16 protein-coding genes are annotated in these 22,717 nt (G+C 62.9%); 13 read left to right on the plus strand and 3 right to left on the minus strand.

Annotated features, from left to right (window positions below; translation table 11 throughout):
• The first annotated feature begins 330 nt into the window (after positions 1 to 330).
• Positions 331 to 1,407, plus strand: coding sequence for a GNAT family N-acetyltransferase (locus tag VHD36_13250; protein ID HVU88280.1), 1,077 nt, complete (start codon positions 331 to 333; stop codon positions 1,405 to 1,407).
• Between the two features lie 311 nt (positions 1,408 to 1,718).
• Entirely contained in the window at positions 1,719 to 2,306 is a 588-nt protein-coding gene (locus VHD36_13255; protein ID HVU88281.1) for an HdeD family acid-resistance protein, read from the plus strand.
• A gap of 74 nt (positions 2,307 to 2,380) precedes the next feature.
• On the opposite strand, the gene VHD36_13260 is transcribed toward VHD36_13255, so the two are convergent.
• The 3 genes from VHD36_13260 to VHD36_13270 form a co-directional block, all read right to left on the minus strand.
• On the minus strand, positions 2,381 to 2,992 hold the full coding sequence (locus VHD36_13260; protein ID HVU88282.1) for a hypothetical protein: 612 nt from the start codon (positions 2,990 to 2,992) through the stop codon (positions 2,381 to 2,383).
• Between the two features lie 65 nt (positions 2,993 to 3,057).
• On the minus strand, positions 3,058 to 4,380 hold the full coding sequence (locus tag VHD36_13265) for a VCBS repeat-containing protein (GenBank protein ID HVU88283.1): 1,323 nt from the start codon (positions 4,378 to 4,380) through the stop codon (positions 3,058 to 3,060).
• Positions 4,381 to 4,503: 123 nt separating this feature from the next.
• Positions 4,504 to 5,946: a DUF1501 domain-containing protein gene (locus VHD36_13270; GenBank protein HVU88284.1), complete on the minus strand. Its 1,443-nt coding sequence runs from the start codon at positions 5,944 to 5,946 to the stop codon at positions 4,504 to 4,506.
• Positions 5,947 to 6,745: 799 nt separating this feature from the next.
• On the opposite strand from VHD36_13270, the gene VHD36_13275 reads away from it, so the two are divergent.
• The 11 genes from VHD36_13275 to VHD36_13325 all read left to right on the plus strand — a co-directional run bounded on the left by VHD36_13275 (position 6,746) and on the right by VHD36_13325 (position 22,702).
• Positions 6,746 to 8,821 carry a hypothetical protein gene (locus VHD36_13275; protein HVU88285.1) on the plus strand — a complete coding sequence of 692 codons (2,076 nt, stop codon included), beginning with the start codon at positions 6,746 to 6,748 and terminating at the stop codon, positions 8,819 to 8,821.
• 36 nt (positions 8,822 to 8,857) lie between these two features.
• On the plus strand, positions 8,858 to 10,228 hold the full coding sequence (locus tag VHD36_13280; GenBank protein ID HVU88286.1) for a polysaccharide biosynthesis/export family protein: 1,371 nt from the start codon (positions 8,858 to 8,860) through the stop codon (positions 10,226 to 10,228).
• A 572-nt stretch (positions 10,229 to 10,800) separates the two neighbouring features.
• Positions 10,801 to 11,556, plus strand: a complete 756-nt coding sequence (locus VHD36_13285; GenBank protein HVU88287.1) for a hypothetical protein — start codon at positions 10,801 to 10,803, stop codon at positions 11,554 to 11,556.
• 519 nt (positions 11,557 to 12,075) lie between these two features.
• Positions 12,076 to 12,942 carry a C1 family peptidase gene (locus tag VHD36_13290; protein ID HVU88288.1) on the plus strand — a complete coding sequence of 289 codons (867 nt, stop codon included), beginning with the start codon at positions 12,076 to 12,078 and terminating at the stop codon, positions 12,940 to 12,942.
• 259 nt (positions 12,943 to 13,201) lie between these two features.
• Positions 13,202 to 14,743 (plus strand): GumC family protein, encoded by a 1,542-nt coding sequence (locus VHD36_13295; GenBank protein ID HVU88289.1) that lies wholly within the window; start codon positions 13,202 to 13,204, stop codon positions 14,741 to 14,743.
• A 10-nt stretch (positions 14,744 to 14,753) separates the two neighbouring features.
• On the plus strand, positions 14,754 to 15,440 hold the full coding sequence (locus VHD36_13300; GenBank protein HVU88290.1) for a CpsD/CapB family tyrosine-protein kinase: 687 nt from the start codon (positions 14,754 to 14,756) through the stop codon (positions 15,438 to 15,440).
• Between the two features lie 34 nt (positions 15,441 to 15,474).
• On the plus strand, positions 15,475 to 16,608 hold the full coding sequence (locus tag VHD36_13305) for a sugar transferase (GenBank protein ID HVU88291.1): 1,134 nt from the start codon (positions 15,475 to 15,477) through the stop codon (positions 16,606 to 16,608).
• Between the two features lie 36 nt (positions 16,609 to 16,644).
• Positions 16,645 to 18,903 (plus strand): glycosyltransferase, encoded by a 2,259-nt coding sequence (locus VHD36_13310; GenBank protein ID HVU88292.1) that lies wholly within the window; start codon positions 16,645 to 16,647, stop codon positions 18,901 to 18,903.
• A 61-nt stretch (positions 18,904 to 18,964) separates the two neighbouring features.
• Complete coding sequence (locus tag VHD36_13315; GenBank protein HVU88293.1) at positions 18,965 to 20,320, plus strand: hypothetical protein; 1,356 nt, start codon at positions 18,965 to 18,967, stop codon at positions 20,318 to 20,320.
• Positions 20,321 to 20,355: 35 nt separating this feature from the next.
• Positions 20,356 to 21,459, plus strand: a complete 1,104-nt coding sequence (locus VHD36_13320) for a GNAT family N-acetyltransferase (GenBank protein ID HVU88294.1) — start codon at positions 20,356 to 20,358, stop codon at positions 21,457 to 21,459.
• A gap of 7 nt (positions 21,460 to 21,466) precedes the next feature.
• On the plus strand, positions 21,467 to 22,702 hold the full coding sequence (locus tag VHD36_13325) for an O-antigen ligase family protein (GenBank protein HVU88295.1): 1,236 nt from the start codon (positions 21,467 to 21,469) through the stop codon (positions 22,700 to 22,702).
• The last annotated feature ends 15 nt before the right edge of the window (positions 22,703 to 22,717 follow it).

The raw sequence follows: 22,717 nt of genomic DNA on the forward strand, positions 1-22,717 counted from the left end.
GGTGTTTCTACCGGATATACGCCTCGCGACCCCGTCGTAATGTCGCATATGCCGAATGGCGTTTTGGGGGCCGTTTGGCTTCCATCGCCTGACGCAAGTTCATGTGACAACGGTGGCTGCGAAAGACGGCTTTCGGGGTCGCGGCACAAAGGTTCGTAGGCGATCGATCTTTTGTCGCGCCACTTGACTGCGATCCGAACTAGACTTCGCGCTAGTCGGACACGTATTCCCGCATTGCGTTGCGCTCGACACGCACAGAAACGCACTTTCCTTGCGGACGCGTCCGATGTTCGGGGGGCATTAACAATGCCGTTATGCGCTGAAGCTGTCATGCCTGCGAAGATTCGTTCGATTCCCGCGCGCGATCTCAACGTGGATCACGTGGCAGCGTGGTCAAGCATTCTTGACCAGTGCGATCTGCTGGAAAGCCCTTATCTGCGCCCGGAGTTCGCTCGTGCCGTCGGTTCAGTTCGCAACGACGTCGAAGTGGCCGTCGTGGAATGCGACGACGAACCGATGGCGTTTTTGCCGTTTCGGCGAATGGCATGGGGCGCCGGACGACCGGCGGGCGGATGGTTGGCGAATTTTCAGGCCATCATTTCCCGGCCCGACTTTCATGTCGACCCCGTGGCGCTCGTCCGCGCGTGCGGCTTGCGCACCTGGCGATTCGATCAATTGCTCTTGCCGCAGAAAAGCCTGGCGCCGTTCATCTGGCGCTCGTGGGATGCTCCGTACGTCGACCTCTCGAATGGCTTCGAAGGATATTGCCGCCGTTTGCGCATCGGCCGTAACAGGCTCACCGAGTTGCAACGGCAGCAACGCAAGATGTCGAAAGACCTGGGCGAAGTCCGTTTCGAAGCCCACGTCGGCAGTCGCGACATTCTCAAGACTCTGTTCGACTGGAAGGGATCGCAATACGAACGCAGCGGCCAGCGCAATATCTTCGCCTCGAGCTGGGTCTGCGAACTGTTGGACCTGCTGCTCGAGTATCAGTGCGAAGAACTGTCGTCGATGCTGTCGGTGCTTTACACCGGCGATCGCGTCGCGGCGGTTGCCTACACGCTGCGATCGGGACCTAACCTGCACGGTTGGTTCACCACGTTCGATCGCGAGTTGTCGACCTACTCGCCGGGCATGCTGCTTTTAATGGAGATCTTCCGCGCCGCGGAGTCGCTGGGCATCCGCCGGGTCGACCTCGGCAAAGGGCCCGAAGCTTACAAGCAGCGCTTCATGACCGATGCTTCGCGCGTTTACGAAGGGACGATCGACGCGAGCACCATGGTTTCGAGCATGCGCCACGGCTGGTGGCGCACCAAGGATTGGGTTCGCGCGTCGCGCCTGGCCAACACCGCCCGCGCTTCGTTGAAGCTGGTCCGCGGCGTACACGGCTGGCTGGAGATGGGGTGACCGCTTCTCTAAGCGCCGTCCGCTGCGCGTGGCCTTCGAAAATGTGTGCCGTCGGACCCTCCGCTGCTTTCGCCCAACACGGCCCCGGTTCCCGTTGTAGGGCTTTTGGCGGTTAACGGCCTGCGCGAGCGGAATGTGGCACCGGCTCGGCGGGCGTTATTTGCCGGCCTATCGGAAAAGGCCTATATACCCTACGAGCGGCCGCGCGCAGGCGGAAAGTCCATTCCGCGCGCGGCCGCGATCGACTGACTTTCGTGATTCAGGCCGCGCCCCAGGCGCGCACAAAACTTCTTAGCCAACGAGGTGTCGCCATGTCCACGCCTGGTCCCAAGATCGTACCGAGCCTGGCTCGCCACGAACTCGAAGCGCTGCGCCACGAATGGTACTGGTTCCTGCTCCTGGGCGTCCTCTTGATCGTCGCCGGTACCCTGGCGATCGGCTACGACGTCTTCGCCACCGAGCTGTTCGTGACGTTCTTCGGCATCTTGTTGGTCGTCGGCGGCGCCGCGCAGATCGTGAGCTCGTTCTGGGCCGGACGCTGGACCGGTTTCCTGTTGTCGCTGCTGGCGGGCATTCTGTATGTGGTCGTCGGTGGTGAGCTCGTGGCGCGCCCCTTCATCGGCGCCGAAGCGCTGACCCTCCTGCTCGGGTCGTTCTTCCTCGTCGGCGGCATCTTCCGCGTCGTGGCCTCGATGACGCTACGTCTGCACCATTGGGGATGGCTCATGCTCAACGGCGTGATCACGTCGCTGTTGGGCTTGCTGGTGCTGGCCGAATGGCCGAAGTCCGGCCTGTTCGTGATTGGCCTCTTCGTCGGCATCGACATGCTGTTCAACGGCTGGACGTGGGTGATGCTCAGCCTGGGGCTGCGCAGCCTGCCTGCCGCCGAGCAACACTAGTCGGCGGAAGGTTAAAACGTTCGTCGCGACACGCCTCGGGCGTTGGATTAATCGGTTGCCGCCGAGGCCACGAGCTATTCGACGTCGACGTCGACTTTCAATTCGACGGCTGCCGGCTGCAAGCATATTTGCTCGTTGCAGACCTGGTACGAAACTCGGCATGCGATCGCGTATTTGCCCGCCGGCATGTCGCTGGCAATAACGAGTGCGCGCGAAAACGTGATGCTCGCAGCGTAGGCCGCATGGCCGTCCGGAGCGAGGGAGCGCGCCGCTGGCGGTGCTTCCCATTCGTTCGCCACCGAAATGCCCGTCGGTAGCTCCAGTTCGAGCCGTGTGGCTGTTGACTCGGGCTGGGCATCGAGCGTCCGAATCTCCCAGCCTGGCCCGATTTCGAAGAGCACGGACGCCGCCACCTCGCTGCCAGCGTGTACCCGACCGCTCGCCACTCGTAGCGAAACCGTCACCGGCTTACCGGCGTGACGATCTTCGACAGCCTCGGCCGCGCGATTGCTTGCGGGAGCGACGCTCGTCGCCTGATTCAACGCCGGGGCAACGTGTCCGACGCTCGTCGCATCCCCACGCTGCCCACGTTCACAGCCGGGCGCGGCAATCACAACGGCCAGCAAGACGCCGCACGTCATTGGCGCGTAGTCAGCATAACGCCCCATTGTGTCGTCGACATTCACGGCAGTGGAGTCTTTGAGGAGGTGTGCGCGGCAACGCCATCGGGCAACGACGGTCGATCGCCACGCTACTTACGCGTGAAAAGCCAGACGTAGCCGTGTGACTTCGCCAAGTCAAAGCTGCGATCACCTCGCCCACGCGTGCTTCCCAGCAGGGGGCGCATGGCGCGCGCAAAGGCGGCTTCCTGCCCTTCCATGGCTTTGGCCTCGGGGCTCTCTCTCAGCTCCTTGTACTCCTTTTGCCACGCCGCATCGGCCTCTTCGCTGTAGATCGCATCGCCGGGATACCGTGTGGCAAAGTCCTTTCGCAGAGCCTCCATTTTTGCGACAAAAGGATTACTGCGCGATTCCTCGTCGGCCACGAGCTGCTTGAGCTGCTGCGTCTCGTCGGCCGAGAGGTTCGCGCGCGGTTCGTAAGCAGTACAGAAATCGCCTAGCAGAAGATCGAGCTTGCCGTCGCCGTTGAGATCGGCGACTTCGATCTGCGAGCGGATTCCCGGCACGATTTCCTCCTCGGTGAAGCGCAGCAGGTTGTAGCCGTTCCCAGCGAATTTGGAGACGAGCACCACGCCCGCGGCCAGTTGCGGTGTTTCCTTGCTGCCTTGATTGCGGAACCAGGTGACGCTGCCATCGTCGCATCCCGCCAGCACGTCCCACAGTCCGTCGCCATCCCAGTCGACCACCAGTGGGCAGCAGTGGTGATTAACTTTCAACGGCTCGCTGCCGGCGTAGATCGTCTGGTTATCGACCGCAAAACTCGCGTGCTGGGCGTTGCCTTCGTTGACGCGTAGCTTCAACTCGCCGTTGAAGCAGCCGATCAATAGATCGACGTCACCGTCGGCATCCCAATCGACAGGCGCATAGAAGCTGCCGAAGGACTGGTAGGTCTGCTTTTGCACCGGCGATGTGCGCACCGGCACGCCCGACTTATCGAGCACTTCGCTGCTGGCCGCGAACTTATGCTCCGGAAGTCCGCGGAAGAAATAGCAGCTTCCCGGATCGTACGAACTGCTGATGAAATCGCGGATGCCGTCACCGTCTAAATCTACGAATCGTGGCTGTCCGCCCACGCAACAGTAAATGCGCACCGTGGCGTCCGCATCGCCGGCGCGCAGATTTCCGGCATCCGTGTACTTTGGTTGCTCATTAGATCCGCTGTTCTTGTACACGCGAAACTTGCCGCTGAAATCGCCCAACAGCAGATCGCGGAGTCCGTCGCCATCGACATCTTCGATGCACGGGCTGCTATGTCCCCACTGAGGGCCGGTATCGATAATCTCTTCGTCCGCTCGCAAGCGAACGGGCTTCTCGAAGACGTCGTCCGCGATGACTGTCAGGTAACCAACAAGGACGATCGTCAGCGCCGCGCAGCAATTGCGTATCGAAGACATGGTCACTCCTTTGCGAGCAGAAGCGTACCGGTCGTAGCTAAGAACGACTACACAAGAGAGGCAACTGGATGTTACCGCGGCGCTTGTAACGCGACAAGCAAATGCTTTGCGATCACGGCGACGTCACGACAGGATTTCATAAATCGGCTGTCCGCCGTGGGCCACGGCGATGGGCCGGTTCGCGCGATCGTAGACGAGCATCGCCGGATCGATGCCCAGCAGATGATAAATGGTCGCGCAAATGTCGCGAATGTGGACCGGCTTGTCCTTGATGAACGCGGCCTGCGCGTCCGAGGCTCCGTGAACGGTGCCTCCGCGAATGCCCGCGCCGGCAAACAACACCGAGTAGCAATAGGTCCAATGGTCGCGGCCGCCCTTGGCGTTGATCTTCGGCGTACGCCCCATTTCGCCCATGGTTACGACCAAGGTCTCGTCGAGCAGTCCACGGCTGTCGAGATCCTCGATGAACGCGGAATAGGTCTCGTCGAAGTTGGGAAGCAGCGTCTCGCGCAGCATGGGAAAATTGCGCTCGTGAGTGTCCCAGCCGGCTTTGCTGACTTCGAAGCGCTTCGAGAAATTGTCCCAACTGACGTTGACGAACTGTACGCCGCGTTCGACCAGCCGCCGCGCCAGCAATGTCGAGGAGCCGAACAGCGTCCGGCCGTAGCGATCGCGCGTGTGCGGGTCTTCTTGGCCCAGGTCGAACGCTTCGCGGACCTTGGCCGAAGTGAGCATCTCGAAAGCCAGTCGCTGCTCGCGCGGAAAAGTGCCAAAGTCGCGGCTCGATTCCCGTCCGCGAAATTCGTCGTCCAGCACGTCCACCAGGCGGCGCCGATCGCGCAAGCGGTCGAGCGTAATACCCTCCGGCAACTCGGCCCGCGCGAGCTTCGGCTCGCCGCGCACGACTTGCGGACTCCAGATATCGTCCGGCGGATGATCGACGTAGGCCGTACACTCGGTCGAAAACGCGTCGTAGCGCTGCCCCAGGAATCCACCATGCGGGCCGGCTTTCTTGCGCACCTCGCCCCAGCCGAGCGGGCAAGGCAGATACGCATAGGTGGGCAGCTCGCCTTGCCGATCACGCGCCAGATACGAGCACACCGAGCCCATGCTCGGCGGATCGCTATCGCGAAATTCTTCATCCGGCAGGTTCACGTCGAAGCCGGTGTACATCGGCAGGTTCTTATGGCAACCGCCGTTGTGATACACGCTGCGAACGATGGCCGACTTGTGCATCATCCGCGCCGTGCGTGGCAGCAACTCGCAAATCTCGATGCCGCTGGCGCTCGTGGCGATGGGCTTGAATTCGCCGCCAACGCCCCCCGTGGCTGCAGGCTTCATGTCGAACATGTCCTGCGTGGGCGGGCCACCTTGCAGGTACAAAAGGACGACGCTCTTGGCGCGCGCCGGGCGGAGGGCCGTTGGTTCGGCCCGCTCGAGGGCCAACAACGACTGGCTGCTGAATAGCCCGCCCAACAGCGAAAGCGCGCCCGCCTTGAGCGTTTCGCGGCGCGTCGGGCCGCTGCACAATCGCCGTCGATTACCGAAAACCGTGATGGCGCTCACGTGTTCGTGCTCCCTGGCCCGTCCGCTGTCAGGGTAACTGGGATCAGTTTGCGCCTTATCCTAAGAGGCCAGCCGGCCGCCGGCAACATTGGCAAGCACTGCTACCGGCCCTTTGCCGGCGCCGACGGCACGCGCCGGCCACGGCTTAAGCTGGATGATTCAGTCAAACCACCGTCGCGGGCATGGATTTCCAAGACTTTGCCGACGCGGAAAACTTTGGCGAGCGGCATGCATCCTGACGCCCCCCCGCCGGGGATCGACTTTGACGATTGTAACGATTGTTCGGCAACGACCGGTCGTGCCGTGCGATGAATGCATCCAGATGCCTCATGGGGCCAGTGAGCGGGGTCGATTCATAGATAGGTCCATTACTATCCGCGCTTACCCTACGGACTGACCGTCTCGCATGGCATCGAACTCCGATTTACCTGACTCGGTCTGGCGACTGCTACGACCGACGGGCCTCGCCGGGCTCGGGGTATTCGTCAGCGCGCTGGCGGGCTGCAGCCACCGGACAGCCGATGTGAATTCGGCCGGTTCGAAGAATGCCGCTCCCGCGGTCGCGCGGGTGGAAGTCATCCCCGCACAGACATCGGCGACCAATCCGGACCTTGCGACGCGCTGCGTTGCTCTGGATGAGGCCACATCGCCCCAAGCCGCAAGACTGGGAATCGTCAGCTCGCCCGATGAGAAGCCGCCCGCAACGAAGGCGCCCGCGAGCAAGCCGGTCGTGAGCGCCGCTCGAAAGCCTGCCGCGCCTGCGAAAAAGAGCGTGGCGGCGCCAAAGGAAAGTCCTCCAGTGGCCGCTCGGCAGAACCGGCCAACAGTGCGTCTCGCGGACAATGCGCCCGCCGAAGAGGCGCCTCCGCCGGTCGAGGCGGTTGATCTCTCCAAGCGTGTCGAGACCACGGTCGTGCCTCAGCAAGTCGCGCAACCCGAGCCGGCCCCCCAGGCAGAGCCTGTTGCTCCGGCGCCGCCGCCGTTGAGCCCGCCGCCGGCATTGAGCATTGCGCTTTCGAACGGTCCGGCGCCGGCCAAGACCTCGACGGCTCCTGTTCTGCGCGTGGCGAAGGGTCGGCAAGCGCCGGCACCGGTCACGCCAATGCCGACCGATACCGTACCGGCCTCCACCTCACCCGCCTCGGACGCAGCAAGCGGTCCGTCGGTAGCTGCGGCGTCAAAGCCAGCCACGGCGGTCAAAGATTCGTCCGAAGAAGAGGCGTCGGCGGCAAGCGCGGTGGCGCTCTCCGAGGCGAAATCGGACAGCGAGCAAGACACAGCGCCGACGACGGACGTTAATGTCCCGCCACGCGAAACTCCGGCCGTGGCTAGAACCCCCGATGTCGCGCCGCGGCGGCCGCTTCCTCAACATTGGCCGCAGCCGATGTCCCCTTCAGCCCGGGCGCGCGATGCGGCTGGTGATCTTGCGGCGGATCAGGAAACTGACGCCCGTCCGCCCGCTGCTACGTCCTCGAAGGGCGCTGCGTCGTCGAATGTTGCCGGCCTCACGCCACCAGCTCCTAGAAAACCGTCGGCGGCAAGCGCGGGACGTGAACAAGCTTCTGCGCCGGTTCCGGCGGTCGTGAGCGCCCCGCAACGGCCGACGGTGGCCGCGGTCGCCAGGCCTAAGGAAGAGTTAACCGCGGAAGCGGCGCCTGCCGCGGAAACGACCGCTAAGCAGCCGGCGCCGGTGGTGCCGTCGACGGTCGCGCAGAAGCAGGCGGCGGGCCAAAATCCGCCTCCCGCGGCTGCTGCAGCGATGGCGCCCGTGCCACGGCCCACGCAGCCGGTTGTGCAGTCGCGCGCAGCCGCCGGGCAGATGCCTCCGGTACGTGCCGTGGCGTCTCCTCCGCCGAGCTCGCCTTCGACGACCACGGCGGCCGAGGCTTCGCAGCAACTGGCGATGATCTCGAACCGTGCCGGCGAGCACATTGAATATGCGTTCAACCTGGCCGAGCGCGGTGCCCTGTTCTCGGCCGAAGCGGAATTTACGCAGGGGCTGGTGCTGATTGCCCAGGCGCTTGACGCCCAACACCGTACTCAGGCGCATAGCATGGCGGTCACCGCAGGCTTGCGTGCCTTGCGCGAGGCCGACGACTTCATGCCGCGGGGTGGTCAGACCTTGGTGCACGTCGAGGACGTTATTGGTTCGCACAAGACACCGGTGTGGCAGAACGTGCGACCGGAACAAGTTCCACCGCTCGTGGCCATGCAGCGCTATTACGCGTACGCCCAGCAGCAGTTCACGATCTCGGGCATGAACGTCCCGGCGGCGGCCATGGCGCTGTACGGCCTGGGACGGTTGCAATCGACGTTGGCCGCCGAGGACAGCGTGAAGAAGATGACCGCCGGCCCCAAGGCAATGGCGCTGTACCGGGCCACGCTCGACATCGATCCGAACAACTACCTGGCCGCCAACGAGCTCGGCGTGCTCTATGGTCGCTATGGCCAGTGGCCCGAGGCCGAGGCATCGTTGCGGCGGAGCATAGCCATCGCGCCGCGCACGGAAAACTGGCACAACCTGGCGGACGTGCTGGAGAGGATGGGCAACACGGCGGGCGCCGCGCAGGCTCGCCAGCAGGAGCAACTGGCGAAGAACTCGGGCAACCGACCGGGTTGGCAGACGTCGGCCGATCGTGTTCCGCTGCGATACGTCGATCCGGAGACGTTCATCAAGGCGTCAGCCGGCGCGGATCCCGATCAATTGGCGACGGTCGAAGCACCCAAGGCCAGCGAGGCCACCGGCGCGGCAGCCGCTCCCGCGGCGGATGCGAAGACCGCGAAGAAATCGTACGGATGGTTTGGAGACAAGCTGGCCGAAGGAGCGGCGCGCGTATCGCGACCGGCAAAGCCCGATCCGGAAATGGTGCGCTGACGCGAATCCACGGAGGGTTCCAAGAAAGCGGAAAGGATGCTCGAAGTGGTCGACGGGAACGGAGTCGAAGCGCCTGCCGGCAGGAGGTCGCTGCCCACGATGCTGGGCATGGCGATGATCTTGCTGCTTTGCACCGCAACGGCGGCGCACGCGCAGGCGCCGGCCACCGTGCCTCCCGGGCCGAACACGGTCTCGCCCGATGTGCTTGGCACCCCGTCGTCGCGTCCGCTCCCGAATGGTCCGCCGGCCGACGCCCTGACGGGGCCGGTCTACGAAGGCAACTCGCCGTCGGAATTTGCGAACTTGCCGGTTGGCCCAGGCGTGGTCGAGGGGATGTGTCCCATGCCCTCGCCGTGGCGCTGCGGCGTGTACTGTGGAACGAACCAGGGCGCGTGCAGCGCCCAGACTTGGGAGAACTCGCGTCCGATACCCTGGCAAGTCTTTGCGCAGGGCGAGTACATCGGCCCGGCGCGTATGCGCCACGTGCCCGAATACCGTTTGCGAGTCGCGGATCGGCTGGGCCTGGTCTTTCGGCTGACGACGATACCCAGTGCCGAGCCTTATGAATTGTCCGTCGGCGACGAGGTGACGATCGAATCGCTCACCAGCGACGACGTGCAGCGCTCGGTGATCATTCAGCCCGACGGCACCGTGACCTTGCGATTGCTGGGGCAGGTGCAGTTAGCCGGCCGCACGATCGAGGAAGTGCGCCAGGACCTGGACCAGCGCTACAAGAAGTTCCTTCGGGATCCGTCGATCACCGTTACGCCGATCAAGCTCAATTCCAGGTTGCAGGAGTTGCGGGCCACGGTCGACGCCCGGCAGGGCATCGGCGGTCAACAGCGCGAAGCCCGCGTCACGCCCGAAGGGACCATCCAGTTGCCCGGTCTTGGTTCGGTGCCGGCGCAAGGTCTGACCATGAACGAGTTGAAGCGCGAAATCGATGTGCGCTATACGCAATTGGTGTCAGGATTCGAGGTCACGCCAGTCCTGATCGAACGTGCCCCGCGCTACATTTTCGTCGTTGGCGAAGTGAGGCAGCCGGGGCGTTTCGAGCTGACCGGGCCGACGACGTTGATGCAGTCGATCGCGATGGCCGGCGGTTGGAACGTGGGCGGTAACGTGAACCACATCGTGGTCTTCCGCCGCGACGAGTGCTGGAACTTGATGGCCACGCAACTGACGGTGTGCAAAGCCCTGTTCGGCCACGCTCCCTGCCCGGCCGACGAAATCTGGCTGCGCGATTCGGACGTGGTCGTGGTGCCGAAGCGGGCGATCCTGGTCGTGGACGACGCGATCAGCCTGATTTTCACCCGCGGCTTGTACGGCGTGGTTCCCTTCAACTTCACGCTGTTCCAGGGGATGACCAACGCTGGGCTGCTCAGCCCTGCGAATCCGTCGCACTAAGCTGCCGGCGCAAAGTGGTTGGCGCCGACAGGTGGTTCCGAATTCGTCAAGAATCTTGCGCAACCACTGGCGGGACTTTCGCCCTTAGCAGCCTGTTGAAGAACTCAACGGGCTGCGACATCGCAGGGATGCGATGGCAAAATATCGACGTAAGTCGTTATTTTGCGAGCCGTGCGAAGCTTTGCTTCGCACTTGGCGAGGTTGAAAAAAGCCACGACGGCTTTTTTTCAACAGGCTGCTAGTCGGGGGGCAGACCTCTTAATTCTTTTCTAACGGTGACCAATCTCGTGTCACTGCTTCGACATACGTGACTTGGACCCGCTGGGGGAAAGTTACGTGCACGGATAAGCACATCTGATTGCGAGATTTTCTCGTATTTGCCTATCGACATGGACGCATCGAGGGATAGGATGGCAGTCTCAGTTGGCGAGAGATTGAACGCCGATCCTGCAAGACGTGGCCGATCGACGGTACGTCACATCCACTTGCAGGGCCCGCCCACGGCGATTGCATCTCCGCATAGGACGAATTGGCATTGGGCAAGCTCGACGATGTCGACGGATGCCAGCAGTATGAGACCGGAGCCATATACTCAACCGCGCACTTGGACCGCGCGCCGGCTGGACGTCAATCGCCGTCCCGAGGTGCGCGAGCATTTGCGCGATGCGCTGAGCTTGCTGCTGCGCGCCTACGATTACGCCAGCGAATTGAACCAAGACGTATGGTCATTCGCCGTGGAAATGCCCGTGCTTTCCTCGGCACATCTGACGACGAGCGACCTGCGCTGGCTGGCGTGCAAGGGATACGTCGATCACGCCTCGGAAATTACCAAGGCCGAAGATCACGAGCGGCATTTCCGCCACAACGGCGCGGCGCGGTTTTCGTCCGATACGTGCGTCGTTTTGACCCAATCGGGCGCCGCCCTGGCGCGCGAGGTCTGCGGCGAAAGTCGCGTGCTGACCGCCACGGAACCGCGCGTAGCGATCTGCCGCGTACCGGCGAGCGAAGATCTGTCGGGCTTACCGAAATGGGACCGCGATCGACGGCAGTTGCGGTTCGACGGTCAGGTGGTGAAGGAGTTCAAGCTTCCGTCGCCGAATCAAGAGGCGGTGCTGATGGCCTTGGAAGAGGAAGGCTGGCCGGCACGCATCGACGATCCGCTCAGCCCTTCGCCAAATCTCGATCCGCGGCGCAGGCTGCACGACACGATCAAGGCTTTGAACCGAAATCAGAAGCGCACTTTGCTGCGTTTCATGGGAGATGGCAGCGGTGAGGGGATTCGCTGGGAACCGGCGACTTTCAGCGACGACGACGCTGCATCAGACTGATGCGCGTGCCCCTCGATTTTGCCGCTTAAACCCTTCACGTCGGTGGGCCGCCTGCCGCGTGTTTTCCATCGCGGCTCGAAGTTTCATCGCTCCGCTTGTTGATGGTTGAGCGATGGCTCTGGCGGGGTGCTGGAAATAGCCGGCTCGCTGGTCGGAGCACTCTCTTCGCGCCATGTTTTGCCTTCTCATCGCGCGCGATCGCTTTGCACGGCGCGAGCCGCCGAAAAACGTCGCGCCGCCCAGCGCTTCCCCAGAGCTTCCCCTTACCTCACCTTGGCTGCCGCAGTGCGCGATTTATCTTGGCCCGTAGAGTTAGCAGCAGGGGAAGCTCGCCTTGGTTGTCGCAAGAAAACCGAGCGGCTCGCGCGTGGCGAGCGACGCTCGCACGCACGAATTCCAGATTTCGCGCCGATCGTCGATCGTTGCCGGTAGCGTCGGGCAAGCTACCGCGGCGATTTCGTCGAGACGAGTGCGCAGAGCCGGCCCTCTGGTCGATCCCACCGAGTGGAGGCCAGGTTGATGTCGCAATTCGAACCGCAAGGGACCGGCTGGCAGCCCAGCCTGCCGGACTTTCGCGATTTCACGCCCGAATCGCCGCCCGTGCAGCAGTTGCTCCAACAGCTTTTCGACGCCGGCGCGACCGTACCGCCGACCGAACCACGCGTCGATCTCACCGAGTATTTCGTCGATCCCTGGGATCAACTCGGACTGCAATCGTCGTCGGCGCACGCCTGTTTGGGCTTGCTCGAGTACTTCGAGCGGCGCGCGCATGGCCGGGCCGTGCGACCTTCGCGCATGTTCTTGTATTACAACGCCCGGCGTCTGGCGGGCAGCACCGGAGATTCCGGCGGGGACTTGCGCAGCGCGCTGAAGGCGCTTGCGCGCTGCGGCGTTCCTCCCGAGCACCAGTGGCCCTACGACCCGGGGCGCCTGGACGTCATGCCCGAGCCGTACCTGTACCACCATGGTGCAGGCTATCGCGGCATGCATTACCTGCGCGTCGATCGGCGGAATCAGCCGGGGAGCGTGACGCTCACGCGGATCAAGGCGTTCTTGGCGGCGGGGTTTCCGCTGGCCTTTGGCGTGGCTCTGCCCGGTGGCCTGTCACGCAATGGCGTGCTGCCGTATCGCCCGACCTTCGAGGTGGTTCGTGGCGGCCAGGCCCTGGTGGCCGTGGGTTACGACGACGTCTGGTTGGACGGATCGCGCGGGGCATTACGGGTGCGAAATTCGTGGGGCACCGGTTGGGGCGAAAATGGTTACGGCTGGCTCCCTTACGCTTACGTCGAGGAGCAATTGGCCCTGGAATTCTGGACCCTCATCAGCCGTGAATGGCTCTCCGCCGGCGACTTCGGAATTCCCGAGCTAAGTTTGTGGCGGAATTGAGACGCGTGCGTTGCCGACGGGTAAGGCCCGCCGCAGGGACGCACCCTGTGCGCACTGACGAGCCGCCTGCGGGTGCAGGCCGGCAAATCCCACGCGCATTTGAGGCGCTGAAAAAAGAAATCACGAAAGCGAAAAGATTCCCCCTACCGTCCACCTAGCTCCCACACATTAGCCGTTGCTTGTGAGGACGAGCGCTCCTTAAATCGCGACTGAGAAGATTGTGTGCTTTGGCGAATTTGCCAACGACAGAGGATTAACCATGCATACTCGTAAAGCGAAACGTTCGACGGCGCGCGACCTGGTCCGCGTCCTCTTCCGCCACAAGCGGCAGATGCTGTGGTTCTTCGCGACCACCATGGGATTGGTGATCGTGGGACTGATCGTGATGCCGCGCACGTACATGTCGGAAGCGCGACTGTTCGTACGCATGGGTAAAGAAAGCGTCGGGCTTGATCCCACGGCGGCGATGGGGCAGACCGTGCCCGTCGAACCGTCGCGCGAGAACGAAATCAATTCCGAGCTGGACATCCTGCGCAGCCGCGTGCTGATGCAGGACGTGGTCGAGAAGCTGGGCTCGGACGTGATCCTCCGCAGCACGGCCGACGGCAAGCGCACCTGGGCGCAAACGCTGCTGTTGCCGATCAGCACCGTGATCTCGTTCGCGACGGAATCCGGCGAAGGGTCCCCCGAAGAGCGGGCCATCCGCAAGTTGGAGAAGTCGATCACGTGCTCGACGGCCCGCAAGTCGAACGTGATCGTCGTCAAGTGCAAGGCGCGCGATCCGCGGCTGGCGCAGACGATTGCCGACACCTTCGTCAACTCGTACCTGCTGCGGCACGCCAAGGCGAACCGCACGTCGGGTTCGCACGATTTCTTCGTGCAGCAATCGACGATCCTGCAGGATCAGCTCGATAAGGCCAACGAAGAACTGCGGGCGGCCAAGAACAAGGTGGGCCTGCTCTCGATCGACGGTCAGCGCGAAAACATCCAGCAGCAAATCAACACGCTGGAAAGCCGCATGCTGGAGAATAATCGGAACCGCGCCGCCAGCCACGCCAAGATCAAGGCGCTGAACGAAACCCTGGCCAAGATTCCCGCCCAATTGACCGCCGAAGAGGTGAGCGGGTTGCCGAACGTGGCGGGCGATTCGATGCGGAACGAGTTGTACAAGCTGCAAATGGAAGAAAACTCGGCCGCCTCGCGTCACACCGACGAGCATCCCGGCCTGAAGGCCATTCGCCGGCAGGTCGACGAGATGAAGACCATTCTCGCCGAGCAGGAAGCACGGCGCAGCCAGACCACCAAGAAGCTGAACCCGGTCTATCAGGACGCTCAGAAAGACCTGCTCTTGACCGAGGCGCAACTGGCTTCGGAGGACGCCGAGGCCAAGTCGCTGGAAACGCAAATGGCGGATATCCGCACCCGCTTGACGGAGATGAACGACACCCAGGAGCGGGTCAACGAACTGGTGCGGAAAACGGAGCTGATCGAAGCGAGCTATCGGCAATACGCTCAGAATCGCGAGCAAGCGCGCATCGACGAAGCTCTGGAAAGCGATCGGATTTCGAACGTCAACGTCGTTCAACCGCCGAGCTTCGTCGCCAAGCCCGTCAGCCCGAAGAAGGGGTTGACCCTGGCGTGCGGCCTGATTCTGGCAACGCTTGGTTCGTTGACCCTGGCTTTCGCGTCGGAACATTTCGATCGGTCGGTGAAGACCGCCGAAGAGGTGGAGCGCGAGTTGGGTGTGCCCGTCCTGTTGTCCGTCCCGCGTCATTTGCGCAACGAATTCCAACTTAACTGAGAGCCGCGTCATGATTACCGTAACTGAACAATTCGTGCCGCCGCGCCTGGCCGATCCGCGCATCGCTCCGATCGCCGATCACTACCAGGCGCTCGTCAACCGCCTGTTGCCGCTGGACGCGACCAAGGGAGCGGAACTGCGTTCGATCGGCATCACCAGCAGCGGGGTCGCCGAAGGTGTCAGCACGGTGGCCGCCGAATTGGCGCTCACCGCGGCCAGCCTGTCGACGCAGCCCGTGCTACTGTTGGACATGAACACGACCGACGCCGGCCGTGCGGGTACCTTGCGTGCCTGGCGCCAGCTCGGCATCTTCGACGCCGGCACGGCGACCGATGCCGATACCTCGGGCATCATTCATTCGCGCTACGAGAACCTGTCTTTGTTGTCGTGCCGCGACGCCGAGCAACTGAAGCCGCTGCCGTTCGATCGGCCGCGCATGGTGCAGTTGCTGCGCGAGCTGAACGAGGAGTACGGGCTCGTGATCGTCGACCTGCCGCCGGCTACCGACTCGAGCGTGGCCTTGGCCATGGCGGGTTTGCTGGCGGGCGTGGTGCTGGTCGTCGAGGCCGAGCAGACGCGCTTCGAGTCGGCCCAGCGCGCGACCCGAAGTTTGCAGCAGGCCCAGGCGAACCTGCTGGGAGTGATTCTCAACAAGCGGCCGCAACACATTCCCGAATGGCTGTACGAACGGCTGTAAACCCTCTATCGCCCTCTTTGCGGAACAGCAGGATATGATCCGTTTATTCAAGAAAGTGAAGACGTTTCTGCGCGGGGACGCCGGCTCGTCGTCGCTGGAGTTTCTCAACTCCGTCGAACGGATGCGTGGCATTCTCGATCGCGAGCGCATGCGCGCCGATCGCGGCAATACGATGTTCACACTGGTGACGTTCACATTTCCCGAGAACGTCGCGGTGGAGGGTCTTGTCGCGCTCGGACGGATCGCGCTGGAGAGGATTCGCACGACCGATGACGTGGGACTGTTAGGGCCGCACTGCATCGGCGTGGTGCTGCCGGAAACGTCGGCCGGCGGCGCGTGGCGCGTGGCCGACGATATTTGCTCGAAGCTGCCGACCATTTGGCCACGGCCGCAATGCGACGTCTACGTTCACCCGGCCGGCCGCAAGCCTTCGTCCGAGGACGACCATGGGCAACGCGACCAGCGTGGCAACGGTCGCGCCGCGCGCGACGACGGCGAACTGGCCCCTGTGGGTGCCGACGAAGACGACCCGCGGGCGGCGCAAGCCATCCAGTTCTTCTTCGTGCAACCGATGCCGCGCTGGAAACGCGCGATCGACCTTTTCGGATCGGTGACGGCGCTTGTGATCTTGTCGCCGCTTTTGCTGGTCGCTGCGGTGGCCATCAAGCTGACGTCGCCCGGCCCGGTGTTCTTCACGCAGATGCGTGGCGGCCTGGGCGGCCGGCCATTCAAGATCTACAAGTTTCGCACGATGTGCGTCGACGCCGAGCAGAAGAAGCAATCGCTGCGCAAGTTCAGCGAGCAGAGCGGCCCTGCGTTCAAGATGAAGAACGATCCGCGGATCACGCGGTTGGGCAGCTTCTTGCGGAAGACGAGCATCGATGAACTGCCGCAGTTGATCAACGTGGTGCTGGGTGACATGTCGCTGGTGGGGCCCAGGCCCTTGCCCTGCGACGAGTCGGACCGTTGCTTGCCGTGGCAACAGCGCCGGCTGGACGTCACGCCGGGATTGACGTGCATTTGGCAAGTCGAGGGGCGCTCGCGGGTTTCGTTTGACGATTGGGCTCGCATGGACGTGCGATACATCCAATCGCGGTCGCTAGTCAAGGACGCCAAACTGATCGCCCAGACGCTCCCTGCAGTGGTGCTGCGCAAGGGGGCCTGCTGATTGGCATCCGCGCCGCGGCCTGATGTGGAGCTGGTAATGAGCGAGAACTCGAAGACCGCGCAGCCGCGGCTCCTCTTGGTTGCCTTTGAGTGCAGTCCCAAGCATGGCTCGGAATGGGCCAACGGTTGGAATCGTGCGCTGCAAGCCGCTCGCCGCTATGAAACCTGCGTAGTGACCCGCGGCGACGACCAGGAGCGCGAAATTCGCGAATACCTGGCCAGGCACGGCGCCATCCCGAATCTACGCTTCGAATTCCTCTCCTGTCCCGGCTTCGGCGGCCACCCGGTCCACGTGGGCGGGCGGCGCTGGATGGCCTACAGCAAATGGCAGCGCGCCGTTTTCGCGCGGGTTCAGGAACTTCACGCGATCCAACGCTTCGATCTCTTTCACCAGGTGACCAACACCGGCTTTCGCGAGCCCGGTCACCTGTGGCAGCTCGACGCGCCGTTTGTGTGGGGGCCGATCGGCGGATTGCACAACTATCCGTGGCGGTTTCTCGGCGAAGCGGGCTTGCGCGGAGCGGCCACCGAGGGGCTGCGGAACGTGGCCAACACGTTTCAGTTGTATGGCAGCCGCCGCGGTCGGAAAGCGGCGCGACGCGCCAAGGCCGTGCTGGCGGCGAATTCGACAGGCTGTGAACAGTTTTATCGCGCCCGCGGCGTTCTGCCGCTTGAACTGTTGGACGTCGGCATCGCCTCGGTCTCGGACGAGCCGCGACCGATTCGCCCGGCGGGCGAGCCCCTGCACATTCTCTGGTCGGGACAATTTGTTTCCCGCAAGGCGCTCTCGCTCTTGCTGAAAGCAGTTGCCCAGTTGCCTGGCGACGTCGATTACAAATTGCGTATCGTCGGTGGCGGCCCGCTCGAAGCGCGCTGGAAGCATCTGGCCGAACGGCTGGGAGTCGCCCCGAAGATCGATTGGGTCGGCTGGCTGCCCCACGACCAGGCGCGCCGGCAATACGACTGGGCCGACGTCTTCGTCTTCACCAGCCTGCGCGATAATTCCGGCACCGTGATGTTGGAAGCGATGGCGGCCGGTTTGCCGGTCGTCTGTCTCGATCATCAAGGCGCCCGCGACATCGTCACAGCCGCGTCCGGCATCAAGATTCCGCCGCACCATCCGCGCCAAGTTGTCGCCGAACTGGCGGCGGCTTTGGTCGAGCTGGCGACCAACGTCCCACGGCGCGAGCAGCTCGGCGCGGGCGCGCACGAGCGCGCCAAAGATTATTTGTGGGACAACCTGGGCCGACAGACCGCGGTTGCCTATCGAGAAGTCCTGGCCGATGCCGCGCACGCACCGCGCAGCGTGAAGCGGCAATCTGCGCCGCCGCGTTCGCAGCGCGTGAAGCTCGCCGCCCGTGAGGCCGCGGTGTGGGCGATTTGTCGCGCCGCCGCCTGCCAGCAGGCGTTCCACGGACGCCGCCCGGGCAACGACTTCGGTATCCTCACTTATCATCGCGTGACCGATCGCGTGCCCGGTTTTGCGGCGCCCACGTGGAACATTTCGCCCGCGCGCTTGCGGGAACAACTGGCCGGACTGCTGCGCCGTGGATTCAAGCCTCGGGCGTTGTCCGAGGTGCTCGAAGCGCGCACAAGCGGCGTCAAACTCCCCGAGGGTGTGTTCGTCGTCACCTTCGACGACGGCTACGAAAACAACTTCACCGATGCGCTGCCGGTGCTGGAAGAGCTGGGCGTGCCGGCCACGATTTTCCTGGCGACGTCGTTTCTCAATTCCACCTCGCCGTTTCCCTTTGACGACTGGTCGGGGCGCGGTCAGTGGGGCGTGCCGGTCAGCTCGTGGCGTCCGCTTGAATCCGGGCAATGCCGCAAGCTGCTCGATTCGGGCCTGATCGAATTAGGGACGCACACGCACACCCATCAACGATTCTTGCAGCGGATCGATGATTTTCGCGCCGACATGCAAGCCAGCATCGAGCTACTGCACGATGCATTCGGCGTGCGCCGGCCGACGTTCGCGTTTCCCCATGGGATTCACGATTCGTCGATGCTCGACGTGGTGCGTGACTTAGGTATTCGCGCCGCATTGACGACAGTGCCTGGCTTAATCGACATTTCCTCCGACCCGCTCGGCTGGGGGCGTTTCAGCGTGGAGAGCCACGACACGGCTGCCACGCTGGCCGGAAAGTTGGGTGGCTGGTACACCCCGCTCACGCACAGGCTGCGCAGCCTGGGCCGCTCGCCGGCTCGGAAAACCACCCGATCCTCGATCATCGCCACGGTGCCTGCACCGGAAGTCGAAGCTCCGGTCGAGGAAGCGCTCGTGGCGTGCGATTGAGCGTCGCGGCGCGCAAGTTCAGAAAACCTTCGATGACTCGCAAAGAAGCAGTTGCCTCACTATGCAGGTGAATGCGGTCGAAACGCCGAACGTCATGAGCGCCGTGGATTCGTCCGAAACGGCCGCGATCGGTTCGCGCGCGCGACAGCTGCTCGCCACGCATGCGGATACGATCAAGGGGCTCTTGTCGATCATCGACCAGGCCATCTTCAGCGGCACCAGCTTCGTCACGGCCGTCATCGTCGGCCGCGCGACGACACCCGACGTACTCGGTTTGTATTACCTGACGTTGACGATCGCCTACGTCGCGATAGGCATCCAGGAATGCATGATCGCGGTTCCGTACGCCATTCTGTCCCCACGGCGGCGCGGGCGTGAGCTGGCCGAATACACGGCCAGCACCTGGATCCACTATTTCTCCTGGAGCGCGCTGTGTCTTGGCGGGCTGCTTGTGGCCCTGTTGACGGTCTCGTTGACGGGCGGCGCCACGATCACGCCGGGCTTGCAAGTGTTGACCTTCACGCTGCCGGTCCTTTTGTTGCGCGAAAGTATTCGCCGCTTTGCTTTCGCGCGATTGCGCTTGACCGTAGCCATCATGCTCGATGCCACGGTCGCGTTCGTGCAATTGGCCGGCCTGCTGTCGCTGTGGTATCTCGGCGATATTTCGCTGTTCGCCATATTCGGCACGATGACGATTGCCTGCGCCGTGGCCATTTTCGGCTGGTTGAGCGTCAACCGCCCCCGGAAGATCCTGGTATCACGCCGGGCGTTGGTCGACTGGCGCCATAACTGGTCGATCGCGCAATGGTCGCTGGCCAGCTTCATGCTCAGCAACACCATTCCCTTCATCATGCCCTGGATCGTGGCCGTGGTGTCGGGGAATGCGGCGGCCGGAATCTTCGGAGCGTCGGCGACGCTGATCGGCATGACGAACGTGCTCGTGCTGGGGGCCAGCAATTTTCTCATGCCCAAGGCGGCTTCGTCGTTCGCCTCGCGCGGTGCGGCGGGGCTCAGCCGTGTGTTGATCGCGATGGCGCTGTTGTTCGTCGTCGTTATCGGATCGTTCTTCGCCGCGATATTCGTCAGTGGTGACTGGCTGGCGGTCTTCGTCTACGGCGCCGAATTCCACGGCACAGGGGGCGTCCAAGCGACTTTGGCGGCCAACATGCTGGCAGGCAGCTTGGGAATGATCGCCGCGCAGGGGCTGTTGGTGATCGGGCGGCAGAGAGTCAATTTCCTGATCGATATCGGTCTGTTTTCCATCACCATGATCAGCGCCGCGCTGCTCGTGCCGGAATGGGGACCTTTAGGGGCGGCGTTGGCTTCGCTCGCCGGCGGTACGGCCAGCACCTCGGTGCGAGCGATCCTGTTGGGCCGAGCTTTGCACGGAATGAGAGGGACGGTCGAGACGCGTTGATCACAGTTCGGGGCGATACAACGCAGAGACAAGTCATGCAGATTCGTACCACGACACCACTACAGTTGACGTCCGACGAGATCGGAGCGTGGACCACGATGCAGCGCGCCAATCCAATGCTCGCCAGTCCGTATTTCTGCGCTGAGTTCACGCAAGCCACGGCGCTTGCGCGCCATGACGTGGAAGTGGCGGTGCTCGAGATCGGCGGGCGTCCCGTCGGGTTTTTTCCCTACCAGCGTTCGCGCTGGAACGTCGGCCGTTCGGTCGCCGGCCGGCTGTCGGATTTTCAGGCCATGATCTGCTACCCGGGGCTGCAATACGATCCCGCGGCGGTGCTGCGCGGATGCGGCTTATCGGCCTGGCATTTCGATCATCTGCTCGATCCGCAGCGGAATTTCCAGGACTTCGTGTGGCGCGATGCCGACTCACCGCACATCGTTCTCGGCACTGGCATCGAGGACTATTTCGAAGGGCAGAAGAACGGCAAGAGCCTGCGGTCGGAGTACGGACAGCGCAAACGCAAGATCGAGCGCGAGGTAGGACCGTTGCGCCTGGAAACCGACGTGACGGACCGGTCCATCATCGCCACCTGTTTTCGCTGGAAAGTAGAACAGTATCTGCGGACGGGTACGCCGAATGTGTTTGCCTATCGTTGGGTCCTGGATCTGTTCGACGCGATTTTGTCGCTCCGCAACGACAATTTCTCGTCGATGGTGTCGGTGCTGTATGCCGGCAGCACGATCGCGGCGGTGAATTTCTGCCTCCGCTCGCGCGACATCCTGCATGCCTGGTTTCCAGCTTACAACATGGACCTGGCCAGGTACTCGCCGGGCACCTTGCAATGGTTCGAGATGATCGATGCGCTCCCCAAGCTCGGTTTCCGCCGCATCGACTTGGGCAAGGGCCCCGAACAGTTCAAGCGGCGTTTCATGAACGGCGCCGTCCGGGTGGCCGAAGGCACGGTCGACCTCCGACCGATGCAGCTGCTCTTCCGCCGTGTCTGGCAGCGGGCGCGCGATCGGATTCGAGATTCTCGCCTGTACGGCCCGGCGCGGACGCCGGCCGCATTCCTCTACCGACTCAATCACTGGCTGGAGCACCGCTACGTGCGGTCAAGCCGTGGCACTTTAACCAAGTGAACGTGCGATGAACGTCTTCAAGAAAATCGGCCTCTGGTACGTCCTGGCAACGCCCATCCTGGCAGGCTTTTCGACATTCGAGTTCAAGGCCGACGAAGGTTTTACCGTCACCGGTCTGATCTGGGTGTTGCAGTTCGCCACCGGCGTGCTGTTGTTGCCGTTCGTCTGGTCGTCAGACGATCATCGCGGCGATTTGCGCGCCTGGTGGCCGTGGCTGGGCTGGGCGGCCATCCTTTTCATGTCGATCGCCTGGTGCGGCAATCTCGGCCGGCGGAATATTCAAGAGGCGATGCAGTTGTGCATGCCCGTCGTCGTGGGAATGGTCGCCGCGTCGGTGATCCGCAGCCGTAACGATCTGCGCTGGTTCCTGGGAACCTTCAACGTCGCGATGGTGTTTCTCGCTCTCTTCACGTTGTTGTTCATTTCCGGCCGATTCGACGAGGAATGGATCTCGACCCGCGTTCGACCAGCGGCCTTGACCATGACGCTCATCGGCTGCGTGTACTTGTCTTACTATCCCCGCTACAAGATCTTGCCGGTCTTGGGATGGGGAACCTGCATCCTGCTGACGCTGCTGACGCAAAGCCGCATGGCGACCATGACCTTGCTGGTCGCGCCGATCGTATTTCCGGTTTATCACCGCCGGTGGATCAACCTCGCCGCGGTGGTGGCTTTGGGATTCGTCGGGGTCGGTCTGTTCTACACGCCGATCATTCAAAAGAAATTCTTCGAGTCCGGGAGCGGCGGCATTACCGAAGCATTCTCGGGAGATTTCGCCGGCGCAGGCCGTTTCGAGGCGTGGCCCGAGATTTGGAAGGAGGCGTGGACCCATCCGCTGCTCGGCGCCGGCGTAGGTTCGGCCTACGACTTCGTGCCGCAGGTCTGGGAGGACATTTTCCACGTACACAACGACTATTTGCGCGTGTTCTTCGAATTGGGGATCGTCGGCGAGGTGATCTTCGTCTTTGCCATGCTCTGGCAACTGGTCTTCCTCTATCGCCATACGCAAATCGCTCGTGGACTGACGCGCAGTACGTTCGTGGCGGCCTTCATGGGCTGGTGCGCCCTAATGATCAGCAGCGGCTCGGACAACACGATCATCTACAACATTTATTTCACCAATTTGCTGTTTGCCCTGATTGGAGCCGCCAACGGCGTCTTCCAGGCCAGCACGGCCGACGCCCACCTACCACAACCCGCGACCAGCGCGGACTTGACCAATATGCATTACCGCCCCATTTGATCGACGCCCACCACA

The organism is Pirellulales bacterium (assembly GCA_035546535.1).
Taxonomy (GTDB): Bacteria; Planctomycetota; Planctomycetia; order Pirellulales; family JACPPG01; genus JACPPG01.